19 protein-coding genes are annotated in these 20,247 nt (G+C 64.6%); 11 read left to right on the top strand and 8 right to left on the bottom strand.

What is annotated here, in order from left to right; all coding sequences use genetic code 11:
* Positions 1-30: 30 nt before the first annotated feature.
* From NO357_RS09000 to NO357_RS09010, 3 genes are read left to right on the top strand one after another with little or no spacing between them, the layout of a single operon-like run.
* On the top strand, positions 31-843 hold the full coding sequence (locus tag NO357_RS09000; RefSeq protein WP_306735305.1) for a TIGR00282 family metallophosphoesterase: 813 nt from the start codon (positions 31-33) through the stop codon (positions 841-843).
* Positions 840-1,796 carry a DMT family transporter gene (locus tag NO357_RS09005; RefSeq protein ID WP_306735306.1) on the top strand — a complete coding sequence of 319 codons (957 nt, stop codon included), beginning with the start codon at positions 840-842 and terminating at the stop codon, positions 1,794-1,796. The genes NO357_RS09000 and NO357_RS09005 overlap by 4 nt, the downstream gene beginning before the upstream one ends.
* Complete coding sequence (locus tag NO357_RS09010) at positions 1,796-3,574, top strand: SLC13 family permease (protein WP_306735547.1); 1,779 nt, start codon at positions 1,796-1,798, stop codon at positions 3,572-3,574. Before NO357_RS09005 ends, NO357_RS09010 begins: the two co-directional genes overlap by 1 nt.
* A 181-nt stretch (positions 3,575-3,755) precedes the next feature.
* Here NO357_RS09010 and NO357_RS09015 read toward each other — a convergent pair whose 3' ends face one another.
* Positions 3,756-3,980, bottom strand: a complete 225-nt coding sequence (locus tag NO357_RS09015) for a hypothetical protein (protein ID WP_306735307.1) — start codon at positions 3,978-3,980, stop codon at positions 3,756-3,758.
* Positions 3,981-4,193: 213 nt separating this feature from the next.
* Between NO357_RS09015 and NO357_RS09020 the strand changes: the two genes are divergently transcribed.
* The 8 genes from NO357_RS09020 (at position 4,194) to msrA (ending at position 13,099) form a co-directional block, all read left to right on the top strand.
* Entirely contained in the window at positions 4,194-5,183 is a 990-nt protein-coding gene (locus NO357_RS09020) for a BMP family protein (RefSeq protein WP_306735308.1), read from the top strand.
* An 81-nt stretch (positions 5,184-5,264) separates the two neighbouring features.
* Positions 5,265-6,794, top strand: coding sequence for an ABC transporter ATP-binding protein (locus tag NO357_RS09025; RefSeq protein WP_306735309.1), 1,530 nt, complete (start codon positions 5,265-5,267; stop codon positions 6,792-6,794).
* Positions 6,791-7,858 (top strand): ABC transporter permease, encoded by a 1,068-nt coding sequence (locus NO357_RS09030; protein ID WP_306735310.1) that lies wholly within the window; start codon positions 6,791-6,793, stop codon positions 7,856-7,858. The genes NO357_RS09025 and NO357_RS09030 overlap by 4 nt, the downstream gene beginning before the upstream one ends.
* Positions 7,858-8,799, top strand: coding sequence for an ABC transporter permease (locus NO357_RS09035; RefSeq protein ID WP_306735548.1), 942 nt, complete (start codon positions 7,858-7,860; stop codon positions 8,797-8,799). Before NO357_RS09030 ends, NO357_RS09035 begins: the two co-directional genes overlap by 1 nt.
* Before the next feature lie 4 nt (positions 8,800-8,803).
* Complete coding sequence (locus NO357_RS09040) at positions 8,804-10,087, top strand: amidohydrolase family protein (RefSeq protein WP_306735311.1); 1,284 nt, start codon at positions 8,804-8,806, stop codon at positions 10,085-10,087.
* A 114-nt stretch (positions 10,088-10,201) separates the two neighbouring features.
* The gene (ilvD, locus tag NO357_RS09045) at positions 10,202-12,037 is read left to right on the top strand and encodes a dihydroxy-acid dehydratase (protein ID WP_306735312.1); all 1,836 of its coding nucleotides are present in this window, start codon (positions 10,202-10,204) and stop codon (positions 12,035-12,037) included.
* A 112-nt stretch (positions 12,038-12,149) separates the two neighbouring features.
* Positions 12,150-12,596 (top strand): peptide-methionine (R)-S-oxide reductase MsrB, encoded by a 447-nt coding sequence (msrB, locus tag NO357_RS09050; protein ID WP_306735313.1) that lies wholly within the window; start codon positions 12,150-12,152, stop codon positions 12,594-12,596.
* Positions 12,593-13,099: a peptide-methionine (S)-S-oxide reductase MsrA gene (msrA, locus tag NO357_RS09055; RefSeq protein WP_306735314.1), complete on the top strand. Its 507-nt coding sequence runs from the start codon at positions 12,593-12,595 to the stop codon at positions 13,097-13,099. The genes msrB and msrA overlap by 4 nt, the downstream gene beginning before the upstream one ends.
* A gap of 313 nt (positions 13,100-13,412) precedes the next feature.
* On the opposite strand, the gene rfbA is transcribed toward msrA, so the two are convergent.
* The 7 genes from rfbA to NO357_RS09090 all read right to left on the bottom strand — a co-directional run bounded on the left by rfbA (position 13,413) and on the right by NO357_RS09090 (position 20,244).
* Positions 13,413-14,288 carry a glucose-1-phosphate thymidylyltransferase RfbA gene (gene rfbA / locus NO357_RS09060; RefSeq protein WP_306735315.1) on the bottom strand — a complete coding sequence of 292 codons (876 nt, stop codon included), beginning with the start codon at positions 14,286-14,288 and terminating at the stop codon, positions 13,413-13,415.
* Entirely contained in the window at positions 14,285-15,142 is an 858-nt protein-coding gene (gene rfbD / locus NO357_RS09065; RefSeq protein WP_306735316.1) for a dTDP-4-dehydrorhamnose reductase, read from the bottom strand. The genes rfbA and rfbD overlap by 4 nt, the downstream gene beginning before the upstream one ends.
* A 10-nt stretch (positions 15,143-15,152) precedes the next feature.
* Positions 15,153-16,193: a dTDP-glucose 4,6-dehydratase gene (rfbB, locus tag NO357_RS09070; RefSeq protein WP_306735317.1), complete on the bottom strand. Its 1,041-nt coding sequence runs from the start codon at positions 16,191-16,193 to the stop codon at positions 15,153-15,155.
* Positions 16,190-16,756: a dTDP-4-dehydrorhamnose 3,5-epimerase gene (gene rfbC, locus NO357_RS09075; RefSeq protein WP_306735318.1), complete on the bottom strand. Its 567-nt coding sequence runs from the start codon at positions 16,754-16,756 to the stop codon at positions 16,190-16,192. The genes rfbB and rfbC overlap by 4 nt, the downstream gene beginning before the upstream one ends.
* A gap of 114 nt (positions 16,757-16,870) precedes the next feature.
* Positions 16,871-17,695, bottom strand: coding sequence for a 3-deoxy-8-phosphooctulonate synthase (gene kdsA, locus NO357_RS09080; RefSeq protein ID WP_306735319.1), 825 nt, complete (start codon positions 17,693-17,695; stop codon positions 16,871-16,873).
* Between the two features lie 307 nt (positions 17,696-18,002).
* Positions 18,003-18,797, bottom strand: a complete 795-nt coding sequence (gene kdsB / locus NO357_RS09085) for a 3-deoxy-manno-octulosonate cytidylyltransferase (RefSeq protein WP_306735320.1) — start codon at positions 18,795-18,797, stop codon at positions 18,003-18,005.
* Positions 18,798-19,275: 478 nt separating this feature from the next.
* Positions 19,276-20,244: a KpsF/GutQ family sugar-phosphate isomerase gene (locus tag NO357_RS09090; protein WP_306735321.1), complete on the bottom strand. Its 969-nt coding sequence runs from the start codon at positions 20,242-20,244 to the stop codon at positions 19,276-19,278.
* Positions 20,245-20,247: the final 3 nt, after the last annotated feature.

A 20,247-nucleotide genomic window follows, 5' to 3' on the forward strand; every position in this document is an offset into this window, starting at 1 on the left:
TGCGGCGGAACTTGGCCCTAGGGGTAGGCCATGAGACTTCTTTTTCTGGGCGATGTCGTGGGCCGGGCCGGGCGCCGGGCGGTGATGGAAAACCTGCAAAAGCTGCGCGAGGACTGGCGGCTGGATTTCGTCGTGGTCAATGGCGAGAATGCCTCGAACGGCATGGGGCTGACCGGCGAGCATGCCAAGCTGTTGCTCGAGGCCGGGGCGGATTGCATCACGCTGGGCGATCATGCCTTCGATCAGAAGGACATGCTGCAGTTCATTGAAACCGAGCCGCGGATTCTACGGCCGGTGAACTATGCCAAGACAGCGCCGGGTAAGGGCGCGCGGGTGTTCGAGGCGACGCGCGGGCGCAAGGTGCTGGTGGCGCAGGTGCTGGGCCAGGTGTTCATGAAGCGGGCCTATGACGACCCCTGGGGCGGGATCGAAGCGGTGCTGAAGGCGCACCCGCTTGGGGGTGCGGTGCAGGCGACGATTGTCGACATGCATTGCGAGGCGACCAGCGAGAAGATGGCGATGGGCCATTGGTGCGATGGCAAGGCCAGCCTGGTGGTCGGCACCCATACCCACGTGCCGACGGGCGACGCGCAGATCCTGCCCGGCGGCACCGGGTATCTGAGCGATGCCGGCATGTGTGGCGACTACCTGAGCGTGATCGGCATGGACCGGGCCGAGCCGATGCGTCGTTTCGTGACCGGCATGGCGAAAAGCCGGTTCACTCCCGCCCGGGACGAGGCCACGCTGTCGGGGGTGTTCGTGGAAACCGACGACAAGACCGGCAAGACCACGCGGATCGCCATGGTGCGGCAGGGCGGGCGGCTGGAACAGGCCGCCCCGTGAGCCACGCCGTCAGGGAGCGGTTGTGGCTGACTTTGATCCTGTGCCTGTTCGGCGCGGGTTGGGGCATCACCCAGCCGTTCACCAAGATCGCGGTGAGCGAAGGCTATCGCCATTTCGGGTTGATCTTCTGGCAGTTGGTGATTGCCGTTGTCATCCTGGGCGGGGTTCTGATCCTGCGCGGCCGGGGCCTGCCGCTGGGGCGACGGCCGCTGGCGTTTTACCTTCTGATCGCCCTGACCGGCACCTTGCTGCCAAATACCGCAAGCTATGAGGCGGCGCGTCACCTGCCGTCGGGGGTGCTTTCGGTGACAATCGCGACGGTGCCGATGTTCGCCTTTCCGATCGCGTTGATGCTGGGGCTCGACCGGGCGTCGCTGCCCCGGGTGCTGGGGCTGATCTGCGGGATCGGGGGTGTCTACCTGCTGGCCGGGCCCGACGGGTTGCCGGAGCCTGCGATGCTGAACTGGTTGCCGGTGGCCCTGATCGCGCCGCTGCTTTACGGGCTGGAGGGCAATGTGGTTGCCAAATGGGGCACCGGCGGAGCCGGGCCGGTGCAGCTGTTGTGCGGCGCATCGATCCTGGGCGCGCTGATCGCCCTGCCGCTGGCACTGATCACCGGCACCTGGATCGACCCGCGCCCGCCCTGGGGCGTGCCGGACCACGCCGTGATGGCCAGCGCGACGATCCATGCGTTCGTCTATTCCGGATATGTCTGGCTGGTGCGGCGGGCGGGACCGGTCTTTGCCGGGCAGGTCTCGTATCTCGTCACCGGGTTCGGCGTGGTCTGGGCGATGCTGATCCTGGGCGAGCGCTACTCGGGCTTCTTCTGGGGAGCGTTCGGGCTGATGTTGGCGGGACTTTTCCTGGTGCAACCACGTGAGAACACCGCGCTTGCGGCGGAGCGCGGGTCGGGCGAGGATGGGGAGGCTGAGAACAGGACCCCCGAACCATGATGTCCGCCTTCGAGATAAGCCAGACCGGCCAGGCGTTGATCACGCTGGCCGTGGTGGCGTCGATGTTCGTGTTGTTCCTGCGCGAGACCTATCCCACCGAGGTGGTGGCGATCACCGGCGCGGCGGTGTTGCTGGCGCTGGGCGTGCTGCCGTACGACAAGGCGCTGACGGTGCTGTCGAACCCCGCGCCCTGGACGATTGCGGCGATGTTCATCGTGATGGGCGCGCTGGTGCGGACCGGGGCGCTCGATGCATTTACCCGGATGGCGGATGCGCAGGCGCGGACCAATCCGAAGCTGGCGATCGGACTGTTGCTCGCTTTCGTGATCTTTGCCAGCGCCGTGGTATCGAACACGCCCGTGGTGGTGGTGATGATCCCGGTGTTCGTGCAACTGGCGCGGACGATGGGGCTGAAGGCGTCGAAACTGCTGATCCCGCTGAGTTACGCGGCGATCCTTGGAGGTACGCTGACGCTGATCGGGACATCGACAAACCTGCTGGTCGACGGTGTGGCGCGGGCGCAGGGGCTGCGCGCGTTTTCGATCTTCGAGGTGACGCCGCTGGGGATCGTACTGGTGGTCTGGGGGATGATTTATCTGCGGTTCATCGGGCCGATGCTGCTGCCTGATCGGGACAGTATGGCGCAACTTCTTTCAGACCGTTCGAGAATGAAGTTTTTCACCGAGGCGGTGATCCCGCCCGACAGCGAACTGATCGGGCAGGACGTGACTGGCGTGCAGCTGTTCAAGCGCGCCGGTGTGCGGCTGATCGACGTGATCCGCGGCGATACCTCGCTCAGGCGGAACCTGAAAGGGGTGACGCTGCAGGTCGGCGACCGGGTGGTGCTGCGCACACAGATGTCGGAATTGTTGAGCCTGCAGCAGGACAAGAGCCTGAAGCCCGTCGACCAGGTCAGCGCGGTCGAGACCGCGACCGTGGAAGTTCTGATCACGCCGGGGTGCAAGATGGTGGGCCGGTCGCTGGGAAATCTGCGGCTCAGGCGGCGCTATGGTGTTTATCCGCTGGCGGTGCACCGCAAGAACCAGAATATCGGTAGACAGCTGGATGAACTGGTGGTGCGGGTGGGTGACACGCTGCTGCTGGAAGGAGCGCCTGCGGATATTCAGCGTCTGGCCACGGACATGGACATGGTTGATGTGTCGAAACCCTCGGCACGGGCTTACCGGCGGCGCCATGCGCCCGTGGCGATTCTGTCGCTTTTCCTTCTGGTGGCTCTTGCAGGCTTCGGCGTGGCGCCGATTTTCCTGTTGTCGGTGCTGGCGGTGACGGTGGTTCTGGTGACCCGCTGCATCGACGCCGACGAGGCGTTTTCCTTCATCGACGGTCGGCTGCTGGCGCTGATCTTCTCGATGCTGGCGATCGGGGCGGCACTGGAAGCTTCCGGCGCGGTGCGGCTGATCGTCGAGGCGTTGGCGCCTTGGTTGGCGCTGCTGCCGGGGGCGCTGATCGTCTGGGCTGTCTATCTGCTGACCTCGGTGCTGACCGAGTTGGTGAGCAATAACGCCGTAGCGGTGGTGGTCACTCCGATCGCCATCGGGCTGGCCGACGCGATGGGGATCGATGCGCGGCCGCTGGTCGTGGCGGTGATGGTGGCGGCAAGCGCCTCTTTCGCAACGCCGATCGGATACCAGACCAACATGCTGGTCTATGGTCCCGGCGGCTACAGGTTTACCGATTTCATGCGGGTGGGGATTCCGCTGAACCTGTCGGTCGGTCTTGTGGCGAGCGTTCTGATTCCGTTTCTGTGGCCGTTGTGAGCGCGGGCTCGTCCGGCTCTTGCCTGCTGTCCTCTCCCAGCGCTTTGCCTAGGCGCTTTGATAGCGCCTTGCGGGCGGTCTGCACCGGCGACGGCAAAAACTGAAGATCCCAGTTGATCGGATCGGTGGCACGGGCCAGGCCGCCGAGTCCCGGCGCTGTGATCGCGCCATCGGCCTGAAGTTACGTGAACAGCTCTTGCGCCACCTCGGGGGCAAGGCGGAAGGCGCGGGCCAGCCGCCCGGGCGAACAGGCCTCGTGGACACGGGCATATTGCACCGCCCAGGGACAATGCCTTGCCGCCGGACCCGAGAGCGGGGCAGGTGTGGCGGTAGCCACGACTGGCGCAGGCGCCAGTGGCGCAAGGCCCAGTGCGACGAAGCGGGAGTTGAACTGGCGTCGGTTCATGGGGGTGATCCAGGGCCGGTCCGCGGGAGACGCGAGTTTTGGTTAGGGGGAATTTTCGCGGCCTGAAATCAAGGCATTTGAAGGCCATGCCGCGAAAACGAAGCCGGCGGAGACGTTCGGTGTTTGACTGAACGGTCAAAACCGGGAATCCTCGGGCTATTCAAAGAACGAGTCCGTCACCCGGACGGGTGCGGCCAACAGGGGGTAAATCCGATGAAGGGACTTGGACTGACGCGGCGTGTCATGCTGGCCGCGACGGCGGCGCTGGGCGTGGTGATGTCGGCCGGCGTGGCGGCGGCGGAAAAGGTGAAGGTGGCGGCGATCTACACGCTGCCCGTGGAGCAGCAGTGGATCAGCCGGATCCACAAGGCTTTGAATGCCGCCGCAGAGCGGGGCGACATCGACTATGTCTTTTCGGAAAACGTGGCCAATAACGATTATGAGCGGGTGATGCGCGAGTATGCCGAAGCCGGGCAGCAACTGATCGTGGGCGAGGTTTTCGGGCTGGAACGCGCGGCGCGCAAGGTGGCGAAGGATTATCCGGGAACGGCATTCCTGATGGGGTCGTCCTTCGGCCCGGTAGCACCGAATTTCTCGGTCTTTGACAATTGGATTCATGAGCCCTCCTACCTCACCGGCATGATCGCCGGGTCGATGACCGAGTCGAACATGATCGGCATGGTCGGCGGCTATGCCATCCCCGAGGTCAACCGGTTGATGAACGCCTTCATGGATGGCGCCCGCGAGGTGAACCCGGACGTGAAGTTCCTCGTGAACTTTATCGACAGCTGGTATGACCCGCCCAAGGCCAAGGAAAGCGCCTTTGCCATGATGGATGCCGGCGCCGACATCATGTATGCGGAGCGCTTCGGCGTCTCCGACGCGGCGGTCGAGCGTGGCGTGAAGGCCATTGGCAACGTGATCGATACCTCGGGAGATTATCCCGAGACGATCCTGGCCTCGGCCTTGTGGCATATGGAACCGACCATCGACCGGGCCATCGCCGCGGTCGCGGGCGGATCGTTCGAGGCGGCCGATTACGGTCAATACAGCTTCATGGGTTACGGCGGCGGGTCGCTTGTCGCCGACGAAGAGTTGGTGCCGGCCGAGGTGATGGATAAGGTCAAAGCCAAGGAAGCCGAGATCCGCGATGGCCTGTTCCGGGTAAACGTTAACGACGCCGCGCCGGTTTCGGACGGCTGATCGAAGCAGGGAGCGGCGGGGTTGTCCGCCGCGCCCGTGCGCGTGCGTCTCGCTCGAGACGTGCGCGCGGAGTATGCTGGCATGGACAAAGCCCCCATTCTTTCCCTGCGCGGGCTGACCAAGCGGTTCGGTCCGGTTCTGGCCGCGGATCACATCGACCTCGACCTTGGCCGGGGCGAGGTGCTGGCGCTGCTGGGCGAGAATGGCGCAGGCAAGACCACGCTGATGAACATGCTTTTTGGGCAGTACTTGCCTGATGCAGGCAGCGTGCACCTGTGGGACGAGGCAGGGCGGGAACGGGAGCTGCCGCAAGGCCAGCCGCAAGCGGCGATCGATGCGCGGATCGGGATGGTGCACCAGCATTTCACGCTTGCCGAGAACCTCAGCGTTCTGGACAGCGTTCTGTTAGGCACCGAGCCGTTTTGGCGCCCGTTCCGCAATCGCCGTCCCGCACGTGAAAAGCTGTTGGAGCTGATGGAGAGCTCGGGACTGCGCGTGCCGCTGGAAGCGCGGATCGGTGATCTGTCGGTGGGCGAGCGGCAGCGGGTGGAGATTCTCAAGGCGCTGTACCGCGATGTGCGGGTTCTGGTGCTGGACGAGCCGACTGCCGTGCTGACGCCGCAAGAGGCCGAGTCGCTTTTCGCCGCAGTGCGAGGGATGGTGGACGACGGCCTTTCGGTGATTTTCATCAGCCACAAGCTGCGCGAGGTTCTGGCCTTCTCCGACCGCATCGCGGTGTTGCGGCACGGCAAGAAGGCCGGCGAGATGGCCACGAGCGAGGCCGACGCGGAAATTATCATCCGCATGATGGTGGGTGAAGACCACTCTGCGCCCGAGCGGGTGGCGGGGAAACCGGGCGAGGTCGTTTTACGGCTGTCCGGTGTCTCGGTGGCGCCGGGCAAGGAGATGCGGCCGCTGCGCGAGGTGGGCTTCACGCTTCGGAGTGGCGAGATCATCGGCATTGCGGGGGTGTCCGGCAATGGCCAGACGGCGCTGGCGCGTCTGCTGTCCGGGCTCATCCAGCCGCAATCCGGGACGGTAGAGGTGGCGGGGCAGCCGCGGAAACTGACGCCGAAAACGGCGCTGCGGGCCGGGATCGGGCGTATTCCCGAGGACCGGCATCAAGATGGCGTCGTGGGCGACCTGAGCGTGGCCGAGAATCTTGTGCTCGAACGTTTGGACGCGCCCGACGTATCAAAGGCTGGATTTCTGCGGCAGAGAGCGATTGCGGAGCATGCGCGTGAGCTGTGCCGCGACTACGACGTGCGGGGGCCAGGGATCGAGGCCGAGGCCAAGCTCCTGTCCGGGGGCAACATCCAGAAGCTGATCTTGGCGCGGGTTCTGGAGAACGCGCCGCAGATCATCCTGGCCAACCAGCCGACGCGAGGACTTGATTTCCGCGCCGCGGCCGAGGTGTCGCGGCGGCTTCTCGAGGCGCGTGCCCGCGGCGCGGGGGTGATCCTGATTTCCGAGGATCTCGACGAGGTGCTGTCGCTTGCTGACCGGATCTTCGTGATGCATGACGGACACCTGCGCGAGACGACAAGCCGCGACCGGGCGGAGATCGGATACATGATGGCCGGCCAGACCGGCCCAGGAGCGGCGGCATGATCGAAGTCGTGCCCCGCGAAAATGTATCGCGCCGCTGGCAGGCTCTGGTGCCGGTGATCGCTGCCGTGGTGGCGCTTTTGCTGGCGGCAATCCCGCTGGTGGCCGCCGGGGCGCCGGTAGTCCCGGCTTATGCGCAGATGTTCAAGGGCGTCTTCGGCTCGGTCTTCACCTTTACCGAGATGCTGACGCGGGCAACGCCGTTGATCTTCACCGGACTGGCGGCGGCGGTGGCGTTCCGCGCCAAGCTCTGGAACATCGGCGGCGAGGGTCAGCTCTATCTGGGCGCACTGGCGGCAGTGTGGGTGGGCACCGGGTTGGTCGACGGTTCGCCCTGGCTGATGATCCCGCTGGTGCTGCTGGCAGGGGCGGTGGCCGGCGGGCTGGGTATGCTGGTGCCGGCGACGCTGAAAACCCGGTTCGGGGCCGACGAGGTGGTGACCTCGCTGTTGCTGAATTTCATCATCCTGATCTTCGTTCAGATGATGCTGGAAGGGCCGTTCAAGGACCCGATGGGGCTGGGCTGGCCGCAATCTGAGCCGATCATCGACAATGCCATGTTGCCACAGTTGATGGATCGGATGCGGCTGCACGGCGGGTTTATCATCGCACTGGTTCTGGCGCTGGTGGCCTGGGTCGTGATGTCGAGGACGGTGTGGGGTCTGAAGATCCGCGCGGTGGGGGAAAACCGGGCGGCGGCGCGCCACGCCGGTCTGGGGGTCAACAGGGTCTATATCGGTGTGGCACTGGCCTCGGGCGCGCTGGCCGGGCTGGCGGGGGTGAGCGAGGTGGCGGGGCTCAAGGGTTATCTGACCTCGGATCTCAGCCCCGGGTTCGGCTATACCGGCATCATCGTGGCGATGCTGGCAAGATTGAACCCGGCGGGCGTGGTTCTGGCCGCGCTTTATGTCGCCTCCGTCTTCGTCGGCGCAGACAGCATGAGCCGGGCGATGGGGGTGTCGAGTTTCCTCGCGGATCTGACGGTGTCCATGTCGCTGATTTGCGTGCTCTTGGCGAGCTTCTTCGCAAGCTACCGGCTGCGGTTCAAGCGGGCGGCGGCGGCATGATGGACATTCTCAACATCTTCCTGACCGACAGTTTCTGGGCCGCCAGCCTGCGGATCGCCTCGCCACTGATCTTCGGCGTGCTGGGGGCACTTTTGTGCGAACGTGCAGGCGTTCTGAACCTTGGCATCGAAGGCATCTTCGTGGTGGGGGCGATGACCGGCTGGATGGCGGTGTGGATGGGTGCGGGGCTGTGGACCGGCGTCTTGGTAGCCGCCTTGAGCGGGGCGCTGTTCGGCCTTTTTCACGCGATCCTGACGGTACCGCTGGGCCTGTCGCAACACGTGTCGGGGCTGGGGATCACCTTGTTTGCCACGTCATTGGCCTCGTTCACCTATCGCACGGCCCTGCCGCAGGTGAGCTCGCCACCGCGAATCGAGCCGTTCAGGGCGCTGGATATCCCTGTGCTGAGTGAGCTGCCGTTTCTGGGACCGGTGCTGTTCCAGCAGACGGCGCTGACATGGTTGGCGCTGCTGATGGTGGGCGTGGTCTGGTGGGTGATGGATCGCACGGCGCTGGGCGTGGCGATCAAGGCGGTGGGCGACAGCCCCGACGCGGTGAACGCCCAGGGCCTGTCGGTGATGAAACTCAGGATCGGCGCGGTGGTGGCGGGCTCGGCCCTGATGGCATTGGGGGGCGCTTTCCTGACGATGAGCGCGTTTGACGCCTTCTTCTTCGGCATGGTCAACGGGCGGGGCTGGATCTGTATCGCGCTGGTGATCTTTGCCAGTTGGCGTCCCGGGAAGGCTTTGCTGGGCGCACTTCTCTTTGGCATGTTCGATGCGCTGCAGGTGCGGTTGCAGACCGAGGCGGGCGCGCTGGTGCCGGGGCAGGTGTTCCTGATGATGCCGTACATCCTGTCGATCATTGCGCTGGTCGTGGTCGCGCGTAAGGCGGAGTATCCACGGGCGCTGTTGGTGCCGTGGCGGAAAGGGCAGAGGTGAGGACATGGTCGATCTGCTGGTGAAGAATGCGGTTTTGGCGGATGGTAGTGTGGTGGATATTGCCTGCAACGGCGGGGTGATCGTGGGTGTTGAGCCTGGGATCGGCACCCAGGCCGGGCAGGTGATCGACGCGGGCGAGTGCCTGGTATCGCCGCCTTTCGTCGATCCGCATTTCCACATGGACGCCACCCTTTCGCTGGGACGGCCAAGGATGAACGTATCGGGCACGCTGCTGGAGGGGATCGCGCTTTGGGGCGAGTTGAAGCCACTGCAGACGGTGGACGAGATCGTCGAGCGGGCACTGAAATACTGCGATCTGGCGGTGGCGCAGGGGTTAGGAGCCATTCGCAGCCATGTCGATACCTGTGATGACGAGTTGAAGGGCGTGCAGGCGCTGTTGGAGGTGCGGGAGAAGGTGAAGGAGTACCTCGACCTGCAACTGGTGGCGTTTCCGCAGGACGGGGTGTTTCGCGACCCGACGGCGATGGCGAACACCATCCGGGCGCTCGACATGGGGGTCGACGTGGTGGGCGGCATTCCGCATTTCGAGCGCACTATGGCGGATGGGGCGGCCTCGGTCACGGCGCTGTGCGAGATCGCGGCTGAGCGCGGGCTGATGGTCGACATGCATTGTGACGAAAGCGACGATCCCATGAGCCGGCATATCGAGACGCTGGCCTATGAGACGCAGCGGCTGGGGCTGCAGGGCCGGGTGGCGGGCAGCCACCTGACCTCGATGCATTCGATGGACAATTACTATGTCTCGAAGCTGATTCCGCTGATAGCCGAGGCCGGGGTGCATGCCATCCCCAACCCGGCGATCAATATCATGCTGCAGGGGCGGCATGACACCTATCCGAAACGGCGGGGGATGACCCGGGTGCGCGAGCTGCGCGATGCCGGGATCACCGTCGGCTTCGGGCAGGATTGCATGATGGACCCTTGGTATTCGCTCAGCCGGGCCGACATGCTGGACGTAGCGTGGGTCGGGCTGCATGTGGGGCAGCTGTCGAGCATGGCCGACATGCGCTGGTGTTTCGATGCGGTGACGGAAAACTCAGCGGCGATCATGGGGCTGCAAGACTATGGCATCGCCAAGGGGAAGGCCGCGAATTTCGTGGTTCTTCATGCGCGCAATCCGATCGAGGCGATCAGGCTGCGCGCCACGCGGCTTTACGTCGTGCGGCAGGGTCAGGTGATTTCCGAGACGCCGGCGCCGGTGGCGCGGCTTTCGCTGGACGGACGACCCGGGTCGGCCGATCCCAAGCAGGCAGGGATGGCGGGCTGAAGCCCGCCCGGCGCGACGTTCAAAAGCGGCACGCTTGCATGTGGGTCGTCCCGATGGTCTGATTTCGTCCGGAACAATGGTGGGTCGAAAGCCCAGCTTACGGGAGAGGCAACGATGGCGAAACTGCGTTCTGCGAAGGTGACCGAGGGAAAGACGGCGGCGGCGGCGCGGTCGCTGTGGCTGGCATCCGGCGTGAAAAAGGAGGATTTCGGCAAGCCGGTGATCGCGGTGGCCAATTCCTTTACCGAGTTCGTGCCCGGCCATGTCCATCTGGCCGAGGTCGGGCGGCTGGTCTGCGATGAGATCTGGGCGGCGGGCGGCATCCCGCGCGAGTTCAACACCATCGCGGTGGATGACGGCATCGCCATGGGTCATGACGGGATGCTCTATTCCCTGCCCTCGCGCGAGCTGATCGCCGACAGCATCGAATACATGGCCAAGGCGCATTGCGTCGACGCGCTGATCTGCATTTCGAATTGCGACAAGATCACGCCGGGAATGCTGATGGCGGGGCTGCGGCTGAATATCCCGGCGATCTATGTCTCGGGCGGGCCGATGGAGGCGGGGCGGCTGCCGGGCCAGAAGGAGGTGACGCGGGTCGACCCGATCCAAGCTTATGTCGCGGCCTTCGATCCCGAGCAGGGGAACGCGGCGCAGGAGATCGAGGACAATGCCTGCCCGACCTGCGGCTCGTGTTCAGGCATGTTCACCGCCAACTCGATGAACTGTCTGGCCGAGGCGATCGGGCTGGCGCTGCCCGGCAACGGTTCGCTTCTGGCCACCCATGCCGATCGCAAAGCCCTGTTCCAGCGCGCGGCGCGGCGGATCGTGGAGATGGCGCGAGAGCATTACCAGGGCGACGATCCGCGCCTGTTGCCCAGGTCGATCGCGTCGAAAGCGGCGTTTGAGAACGCGATGAAGGTCGATATCGCCATGGGCGGGTCGACCAACACGATCTTGCACATGCTGGCGATGGCGGCCGAAGCGGAGGTGGATTTCACCATGGCCGATATCGACTGTTTGAGCCGGCAGATTCCGCATTTGTGCAAAGTCTCGCCCGCGACGATGGATTACTACATGGAGGACGTGCACCGTGCCGGCGGCATCATGGGGATCATGGGCGAGCTGCAGCGCGGCAAGATGCTGGACGACAGCGTGTCGACGGTTTCCGGGCAGTCGATGAGGGACCAACTGGCCAAATGGGACGTGCTGCAGAGCCGGGACACGGAAGTAAACCATTTTTATCGGGCCGCGCCTGGCGGGCGGCGCACCATTCAGGCCTATGGCCAGGATATGCGCTGGCGCGAGATGGATCTGGACCGGGAACAGGGCTGTATCCGGTCGCTTGACCACGCCTATTCCAAGGAAGGCGGTCTGGCGGTGTTGCGTGGCAATATCGCGCCGGACGGCTGTGTGGTGAAAACCGGGGCGGTGCCCCGGCAGATGCTGCGTTGGGAGGGCATGGCGCGGGTGTTCGACGACCAGGAGGCGGCGCTTGGGGCCATTGATGGCGGCGAGATCGTGCCGGGCACGGCGGTGGTGATCCGCTATGAAGGGCCGAAAGGCGGCCCGGGCATGCAGGAGATGCTGAAGCCGACGATGAGCCTGAAGGCTATGAAGGTCGACGACAGCTGTGCGCTGATCACCGACGGGCGGTTTTCCGGGGCGACGGCGGGGCTGAGCATCGGCCATGTCTCGCCCGAGGCGGCGGCGGGCGGGACGCTGGGGCTGGTGCGGGATGGCGACCGGATATCGATCGACATTCCGGCACGGAAAATCGACGTCTTGGTCGACCTGGATGCGCTGGATGCGCGCCGGGCAGAGATGGAGGCCAGCGCCGCGCCCTGGCAGCCCGCGGAAACGCGAAGCCGGGAGATCAGCGCGGCGCTGAGGGTCTATGCCGCGTTTGCCGAAAGCGCCGACAAGGGTGGCTTCCGGCGGGTACCGTGACCCATGACGGGCGAAAACTCGGCCGGCGGGTCATTCACAATCGCCGGAGGCGGCTTGAAACATACGCGGCTTGACCCCCTATAGTGAAGGCAACAAGGCGTGGAGGGAGCACTTGAAATACGCAAAGACCGAAGACGCACTGGCGCGGCTGTCGCCGGAGCAATTCCGGGTGACCCAGCAGAACGGCACTGAACGGCCGTGGTCGGGGGAGTTTACCGGCCATAAGGAGCCCGGGATCTACGTGGATATCGTTTCCGGCGAACCGCTGTTTGCGTCAAGCGACAAGTACGACTCGGGTTGCGGCTGGCCAAGCTTTACCAAGCCGATCGAACCCGCGCATGTGACCGAGCACCGCGACCTGAGCCACGGGATGATCCGGACCGAGGTGCGCTCGACCCACGGGGATTCGCACCTGGGTCATGTCTTTCCCGACGGGCCGGCCGACCGGGGCGGGCTGCGGTATTGCATCAACTCTGCCTCGCTTCGGTTCATCCATCGCGACGAGATGGAGGCCTCGGGCTATGGCGACTATCTGAATCAAGTGGAGGACGTGAGATGAGCGAACGGGCTGTGCTGGCGGGGGGATGTTTCTGGGGCATGCAGGATCTGATCCGCAAGCTGCCCGGCGTTCTCTCGACGCGGGTCGGCTATACCGGGGGGGACGTGCCGAACGCCACCTATCGCAACCATGGCACCCATGCCGAAGGGATCGAGATTATCTTCGATCCCGAGAAGATCAGTTTCCGTCAACTGCTGGAGTTTTTCTTCCAGATCCACGATCCGACCACGCCGAACCGGCAGGGCAATGATGTCGGCATGTCCTATCGCTCGGCGATCTACTGGGCGAGTGAGGACCAGAAGCAGGTCGCCGAAGAGACCATAGCGGATGTGAGTGCCAGCGGGCTCTGGCCCGGGCGGGTGGTGACGGAACTGGAGCCGGTGGGGGATTTCTGGGAGGCCGAGCCCGAGCATCAGGACTACCTGGAGCGTTATCCCAACGGCTATACCTGTCACTACCCGCGCCCGGGCTGGGTTCTGCCGAAGCGCGCGGCGGCAGAGTAGCGAAGAGCGGATACCCGCCCTCTCCGCGGCGCTCCCTGTCGATGTTGCAACGGCGGTCTCTGCCAAATAGTCCAACCGCCCCGCGCGGCGTCGGGAGTGATCCCGGATGATCAGCGGAAGTCCCGGGCGGTGACGCTGGGAAAGGAGTATTTGGGCCAAGAAAGAGGACAGAACAGGTGCAAGGGGTGGCGCGGTATCGTCGTCATTCGCGCGAAAGGTTCTGTCGCAACTGGGCGGTCCTCTGTCCCGGCAGCGTCGGAGGCGACACAATCAATCCGGCCCAGTGAGGCCGGCGTCGCAGCGCGACCGGGTCTCAGTCGAGCAGCAGGCGCTTGAGATAGAGGCCGTAGTCGTTCTTGGCGAACATCTCGGCGCGCTCTCTGAGGTCATCCTCGCCGATCCAGCCGAGATCGTGCGCGATCTCGTCGAGGCAACCGGTTTGCAGCCCCTGGCGCTTTTCCAGGGTGCGGACGAAATTGCCGGCATCCAAGAGCGAACCATGGGTGCCGGTATCAAGCCAGGCATAGCCGCGGCCCATGCGTTTGACGGTGAGTTTGCCGGCCTCGAGATACATCTCCAGCAAGGTGGTGATCTCGAGCTCCCCGCGCGGCGAGGGCTGGACCTGCCGGGCCATTTTCGGGGCATCGGCGTCGAGGAAATAGAGCCCTGTGACGGCGTAGTTCGACGGTGGGACCTCGGGTTTCTCGACGATTTCACGAACGTTGCCGGCTTTGTCGAAGCTGACCACGCCATAGCGTTCCGGATCGGCGACGTGATAGCCGAAAACGGTGCCTCCCACCTCCTGCGCATCGGCCTCTGAGAGAAGTTTCTGCAGGCCGTGGCCGAAGAAGATGTTGTCGCCCAGAACCATCGCCGACGGGCTGCCGGCGAGGAATTCTTCGGCGAGGATATAGGCTTGGGCCAACCCGTCGGGCGAGGGTTGGGTGATGTAAGTGAGCCTGATCCCCCATTGCGAGCCGTCGCCGAGCATGCGCTTGAACTGATCCTGATCCTGAGGCGTGGTGATCATCGCGATGTCGCGGATGCCCGCCAGCATCAGAACCGAGAGCGGGTAGTAGATCATCGGCTTGTCGTAAACCGGCAGGAGCTGTTTCGAGAGCCCCATGGTGATCGGGTAGAGCCGCGTGCCGGAGCCGCCGGCGAGGATGATGCCTTTTCGCTGGGTCATGATTTCAACTCGTCAAGTTCGGAAAGGACGGCGCGGAGACCCCTGCGCCAATCAGGGCGCGGGATGTCGAAGGTGGCTTCGAGGCTCGTACAGTCCATGCGGGAGTTTGCAGGACGCGCGGCCGGGGTCGGGTAGTCGCGGGCCGGGATGCCGGTTACGGTCACGCTGCGGCCGGCCATTTCGAAGATGGCGGCGGCGAAATCGGCCCAGCTCACGTCAGGGGCGCCGGCGAAGTGAAAGGTGCCGGTTCTCGAGGCGAGTTCCCGCAACTGCTCGGCGATCACCGTGCAGGCCGCCGCGATGTCGGCGGCGGGGGTCGGGCCGCCGATCTGATCACTAACGATGCTCAGCGCGTCGCGGGTTTCGGAAAGGCGCAGCATGGTTTTCACGAAGTTACTTCCATGGGCCGAGAACACCCAGGAGGTACGCAGGATCGCATACGCGCCGCCGGCGGCCCGCACGCCGTCTTCGCCTTTGAGTTTGGAGCGGCCGTAGACGCCGAGTGGCCCGGTCGGATCCTCGGGTTTCCAGGGCGCGGTGCCGCCGCCGTCGAAGACGTAGTCGGTCGAGATATGGACAAAGGGAATTCCCAGCCCGGCACAGGTTTTTGCCATCTCGGCGGGAGCGTCGCCGTTGATCAGGTTGGCAAGCGCTTCTTCCTCTTCGGCCTTGTCGACGGCGGTGTAGGCGGCGGCATTGATCACCGCCGAAGGGTTAGCCGCGCGGATCGCGGCGGCGCAGGATCGCGGGTCGGCGAGATCGGCCTCATCCCGGCCGAGGAGCCACGCCTCCGGCGCGCGCCGGGACAGCTCGGTCGCGACCTGTCCGGTTTTTCCAAAGACGAGAAGGGTCATGAGGCCTCCATCAGCCGGTGCCAACGCGTGTGCCGACGCCTTCGACATTCAGGAGCGGTTGCCACCAATCGGGGTTGTCGAGATACCACTGCACCGTCTTTTCCAGACCGGTTTCGACGGTAACGGAGGGTTTCCAGCCGAGCTCGGTCTCGATGCGGGTCGGGTCGATCGCATAGCGGGCGTCGTGGCCGGGACGGTCGGCGACATAGGTGATCAGGTCGGTATAGGAACCGCTGTCGCGCGGGCGTTTCTCGTCGAGTATGGCGCAGATCGTTTTGACGAGGTCGATGTTGCGGCGCTCATTGTGGCCGCCGACATTGTAGCTGCGCCCGGGCGTGCCCTTTTCCACGGCCAGAAGCAGCGCGTCGGCGTGGTCCTCGACATAAAGCCAGTCTCGGACATTGAGACCCTGGCCGTAGACCGGGATCTCGCGGCCATGAAGCGCGTTGAGGATCACCTTGGGGATCAGCTTTTCCGGGAAGTGATAAGGGCCGTAATTGTTGGAACAATTGGTCAGCACCACCGGCAGGCCGTAAGTTTCGAACCAGGCGCGGACGAGATGGTCGGAGCTGGCCTTGGAGGCCGAATAGGGCGAGCGCGGATCATAGGGGGTGTCTTCGGTGAAAAGCCCGGTCTCGCCCAGCGAGCCATAGACCTCGTCGGTCGAGATGTGGTGGAAGCGGAAATCTTCGGCCTTGTCCTTGCCTGTCCAATAGGCGCGGGCGGCTTCCAGCAGGTTGTAGGTGCCGGTGATGTTGGTTTCGATGAAATCACCCGGCCCGTCGATCGAGCGGTCGACATGGGATTCGGCGGCCAGGTGCATGACTGCATCCGGTTGATGGTCTTCGAAAATCCGGGTCAGCACAGCACGGTTTCGGATGTCGGCATGTTCGAAGGAGTAGAGATTGCTGTCTGCGACCGGAGCCACGTTTTCAAGCCGCCCGGCATAGGTGAGTGCGTCGAGATTGACCACTTCGTGGCCGCGTCCGACCGCAAGCCGCACCACCGCCGATCCGATGAAGCCGGCGCCGCCGGTAACCAGCAGTTTCATGGCTCGCCCTCCCAGACGAACGGGCTTTCGAAGTCCTTGAGAAGCGGGGCTGCTGCATCCTTGTCCGACAGGACCGGTTCACCCGAGAAAGCCCAGTCAATGGCGATATCGGGGTCATTCCAACGCACCGCAGCGTCGCACTCGGGGGCATAGTAGTCCGAGCACTTGTAGATGATCTCGGTATCGCCCTCGCGGGTGATGAAGCCGTGCAGGAAGCCCTTGGGAACCAGCAGCTGCAATCCGTTTTCGAAGCTGAGTTCGTAGCCCACCCACTGACCATAGGTGGGCGAGCCCTTGCGGATGTCGACGGCGATGTCGAAAAGCCGTCCCTTGCCGCAGCGCACCAGCTTGTCCTGGGCGTGCGGGGGCGCCTGAAAATGCAGGCCTCGGACGGTGCCGACCTGGGCCGAGAGCGAGTGGTTATCCTGGACGAAATCGATGTCGATCCCAGCCTCTTCCATGCGCTTGCGGTTCCAGCTTTCCGAGAAGAAACCACGGGCATCGCCGAAGCGTGCGGGTTTGAGGAGTAAAACGCCGGGAAGGGCGGTTTGCGTGATGTCCAAAACGTCGCTCCCTGAAAACAATTCAGGCAGGCTTTAACAAGCGCTCAAGGGGATGTCACCCGGCAAAACGCCCGAAAAAGGTGAAGAAACCCGGTGCCGGCGCCGTTCCGCGCGTCAACCGTCTTTGACCACCCTATCAAGCCGGGCGAGCGTTGAAAGAAGCGGGGCCATGTCTTCGATCGGGATCATGTTGGGGCCGTCCGAGGGGGCGTTGTCCGGGTCTTCGTGGGTTTCGATGAACAGGCCGGAGACGCCCACCGCCACGGCGGCGCGGGCGAGGACGGGGGCGAACTCGCGCTGGCCACCCGAAGTGGCGCCTTGGCCGCCAGGCTGCTGCACCGAGTGGGTGGCGTCGAAAACCACCGGGCAGCCGGTCCGGGCCATGATCGGCAAGCCTCGGAAATCACTGACTAAAGTGTTGTATCCGAACGACGTGCCGCGGTCGCAGAGCAAGATCCGTTGATTGCCGGTGGAGGCGATCTTGGCGGCAACGTTTTCCATGTCCCACGGGGCGAGGAACTGGCCTTTCTTGACGTTGAGCACGGCGCCGGTTTCACCGGCGGCGAGCAGCAGGTCGGTCTGGCGGCAGAGGAAGGCGGGGATCTGCAGCACGTCGACGGCCTCGGCCGCCGGGGCGCAGTGGTCGGGCAGGTGCACATCGGTGAGCACCGGAATGTCGAACTCGGCGCGGATTTTCGACAGGATCGAGAGGCCCTCGTCGATGCCGAGGCCGCGTTTCGATCCGAGGCTGGAACGGTTGGCCTTGTCGTAGGAGGCCTTGAAAACAAAGGGTGTTTTCGTCGGCGCGCAGGCCGCCTGGATGCGCTCGGCCAGCATGCGGGCATGGTCGAGGCTTTCAAGCTGGCAAGGGCCGGCGATCAGGAAGAAAGGCAGGTCGCCACCGACGCTGATGGGGCCGATATCGAATGTTCTGGTCATGGAGGCGTGTCCTGCCGTTTTGGGTTGCCGGGAAGGTAGTGGGACCGGCAGGCGTGTGCAACCGCCGGAATGGAAGCGGTCGACATCCAACCTGCACGACGGGGGTGGGCGGACAAGGGTTAATCCCAGCGAACGGTCGAAATTGCCGGTATGGCCGTCCGGCTGGCACGCTGGCTGGCTGCCTGTATTGCGAGAGAAACGCTCGGGAATGAACGATTTGGCAGGTTAACGAAGCGCGCGGTGCGGGCCGGGCTGAAGCCCGGCCTACGGTGCCGAGACAGGTCGGAGCGGTTTGCGCGCACCTGCCCTAGCGCAGGGCCTTCAGAACCTTCTCGATCCGCGGCACGTCCTCGGGGTTGTTGAGCTCCCAGAAGACGCGGCCGCGGCCCTCGACCTCGACGCAGAGGACGGGGATGCCGTGTTCGAGGAAACGCAGCTGTTCGAGGCCCTCGAGTTTCTCGAGCCGGCCCGGCGGCCAGGTGACGTATTGGTGCAAAGCCTCGGGGCGGTAGGCATAGAGGCCGACATGGTGGAACACCTCGCCAAAGGCTTCGGCTTGTTTGCCGGGGTCGATATAGGGGATGACTTCCTTGGAAAAGTAGAGCGCGTGGTTGTCGCTGCCAAACACGGCGGTGGTGCCGCCGACACGGCCGGCGGCGCGATCCTCGCGGAAGTGGCGGTAGGTTTCGGCATCGCATTTCAGCACCGGCGTGGCCATCTGCGCGTCGGGGCGAGAGGCCATGGCGGCGATCAGGTCCTCGACGAACCAGGCCGGGGTGAGCGGCGCGTCGCCCTGGAGGTTGATGACGAGATCGGCGTCGAGGCCGGCCTTTTCGACCGCGTCGGCGCAGCGGGCGGTGCCGTTGTCACATTTTTCCGAGGTCATGATCACTTGCGCGCCGAAACCTTGGGCCGCGGCGCGGATCCGATCGTCGTCGGTGGCGATGTAGACCTCGGCCACGCCGGCGACGGCCATGGCCGCCTCCCAGCTGCGCTGCACCAGGCTCTTGCGGGTGCCGGTAGCGTCTTCCAGCTCGACCAGCGGCTTCCCGGGATAGCGTGTCGAGGCGTAGCGCGCGGGGATGATGATCACGGTTTTCATGGCTGTTCCGGGGCGGTGGGCTTGGTTGGTTCCGGGCCTGTGACCCGGGCGATACCGAGGCGGCATCGGTCGGTCGGGGCGAAGACATATTCATTCGGGCCGAACCGGCGTTTGTCAATAGCACCCGCGGGGCGGAGAGGGTCGCGGTCGGATACCGTGATTTGGCTTGCAGCGGACGGTGCCTTTTCGGATCGCGCGCCGCGCTCCGACCGAGGCGGGGGAGGCGCTGCCTCCCCCGCACCCCCTCCGGGATATTTCCGGTCAGATGAAGGAGCACGCGCGTGTCTTCCTCTTTCTGCAAATATCCCCGGAGGAGGTCACAGAACACGCGTGTTTTGTGACTTGGGGGCTGGCCCCCAACTCGGTGGGATTGGCGACGCCAATGCGAAACCAATGGCCGCGCCGGGCCACTTGCGGCCGTCCTTCGCCACAGGTTGGAGAACCTCTTTCGCGGATGCCTGGCAATCGCTGCCCGTTTTCAGGCGACTCCGGCTTTCAGGCAATCATGCACCCGCAGGATGCCGATAGGTTTTTCGTCGGTGTCGACGACCACCACGGCGCCGATCATCGACTGGTTCATCAGCGCCAGCGCCTGGGCCGCGAGGATGTCGGGCGTCACCGTCTTGGGGGACTTGGTGGCGATCTCGCCGGCGCTGGTCTGCATCAGGCCGCGGCCGGCATGACGGCGGATGTCGCCGTCGGAGATCACCCCCAGAAGTTTTCCGCGGTCGCCGACGACGCAGGCGATGCCGAAGCCCTTGGCGCTCATTTCCATCAGCGTGTCGGCCATGTTGGCCTCGGGCGCCACGATGGCGAGCGCCTCGGGGCCGTGCATCACCTGGTGGACATAGAGCAGCTGAGCGCCAAGCTTGCCGCCGGGGTGGAAGGTTTTGAATTCCTCGGCGACAAAGGCGCGGCTTTCCATCAGCGCCACGGCCAGCGCGTCGCCCAGGCCCAGCGTCATGGTCGTCGAGGTGGTCGGGGCAAGTCCCATCGGGCAGGCCTCGGGCTCGGGCGGCAGGGCAAGCCGGTAGTCGGCAGCCCGCATCACCGAGCTGTCGTGCCGGCTGGAGATTGCCGCCAGCGGGATGCCGAAGCGGCGGGTGTAGGAGATCAGGTCGGCCAGCTCCTGCGTTTCACCGGAATTCGAGATCACGAGGCAGAAATCCGCCTTGGTGACCATGCCGAGATCGCCGTGGCTGGCCTCGGCCGGGTGGACGAAGAAACTGGGTGTGCCGGTCGAGGCCAGCGTCGAGGAGATCTTGCGGGCGATATGGCCAGACTTGCCGATGCCCGAGAGGATCACCCGGCCGCTTATGTCGAGGATACGTTGCACCACCGGGGTGAAATCGGCCGGGATCGTTTCGGCCAGGCGGGTCAGCGCCGCACCTTCGGCGGCGAGCACCGTGGCAGCGCTGTGAAGGATATCTTGTTCGGATCGTGCCATGGA

Source organism: Marimonas arenosa, assembly GCF_030848945.1.
Classification (GTDB): Bacteria; Pseudomonadota; Alphaproteobacteria; order Rhodobacterales; family Rhodobacteraceae; genus Marimonas; species Marimonas arenosa.

What these genes read in the sequence shown, in the direction of transcription:
- kdsB (WP_306735320.1), bottom strand. Translation starts at nt 18,797, where the DNA reads ATGAAAACCGTGATCATCATCCCCGCGCGCTACGCCTCGACACGCTAT.
- msrA (WP_306735314.1), top strand. Translation starts at nt 12,593, where the DNA reads ATGAGCGAACGGGCTGTGCTGGCGGGGGGATGTTTCTGGGGCATGCAG.
- NO357_RS09025 (WP_306735309.1), top strand. Translation starts at nt 5,265, where the DNA reads ATGGACAAAGCCCCCATTCTTTCCCTGCGCGGGCTGACCAAGCGGTTC.
- NO357_RS09090 (WP_306735321.1), bottom strand. Translation starts at nt 20,244, where the DNA reads ATGGCACGATCCGAACAAGATATCCTTCACAGCGCTGCCACGGTGCTC.
- NO357_RS09015 (WP_306735307.1), bottom strand. Translation starts at nt 3,980, where the DNA reads ATGAACCGACGCCAGTTCAACTCCCGCTTCGTCGCACTGGGCCTTGCG.
- NO357_RS09010 (WP_306735547.1), top strand. Translation starts at nt 1,796, where the DNA reads ATGTCCGCCTTCGAGATAAGCCAGACCGGCCAGGCGTTGATCACGCTG.
- rfbA (WP_306735315.1), bottom strand. Translation starts at nt 14,288, where the DNA reads ATGACCCAGCGAAAAGGCATCATCCTCGCCGGCGGCTCCGGCACGCGG.
- kdsA (WP_306735319.1), bottom strand. Translation starts at nt 17,695, where the DNA reads ATGACCAGAACATTCGATATCGGCCCCATCAGCGTCGGTGGCGACCTG.
- NO357_RS09000 (WP_306735305.1), top strand. Translation starts at nt 31, where the DNA reads ATGAGACTTCTTTTTCTGGGCGATGTCGTGGGCCGGGCCGGGCGCCGG.
- rfbB (WP_306735317.1), bottom strand. Translation starts at nt 16,193, where the DNA reads ATGAAACTGCTGGTTACCGGCGGCGCCGGCTTCATCGGATCGGCGGTG.
- rfbD (WP_306735316.1), bottom strand. Translation starts at nt 15,142, where the DNA reads ATGACCCTTCTCGTCTTTGGAAAAACCGGACAGGTCGCGACCGAGCTG.
- NO357_RS09030 (WP_306735310.1), top strand. Translation starts at nt 6,791, where the DNA reads ATGATCGAAGTCGTGCCCCGCGAAAATGTATCGCGCCGCTGGCAGGCT.
- NO357_RS09035 (WP_306735548.1), top strand. Translation starts at nt 7,858, where the DNA reads ATGGACATTCTCAACATCTTCCTGACCGACAGTTTCTGGGCCGCCAGC.
- NO357_RS09040 (WP_306735311.1), top strand. Translation starts at nt 8,804, where the DNA reads ATGGTCGATCTGCTGGTGAAGAATGCGGTTTTGGCGGATGGTAGTGTG.
- ilvD (WP_306735312.1), top strand. Translation starts at nt 10,202, where the DNA reads ATGGCGAAACTGCGTTCTGCGAAGGTGACCGAGGGAAAGACGGCGGCG.
- NO357_RS09020 (WP_306735308.1), top strand. Translation starts at nt 4,194, where the DNA reads ATGAAGGGACTTGGACTGACGCGGCGTGTCATGCTGGCCGCGACGGCG.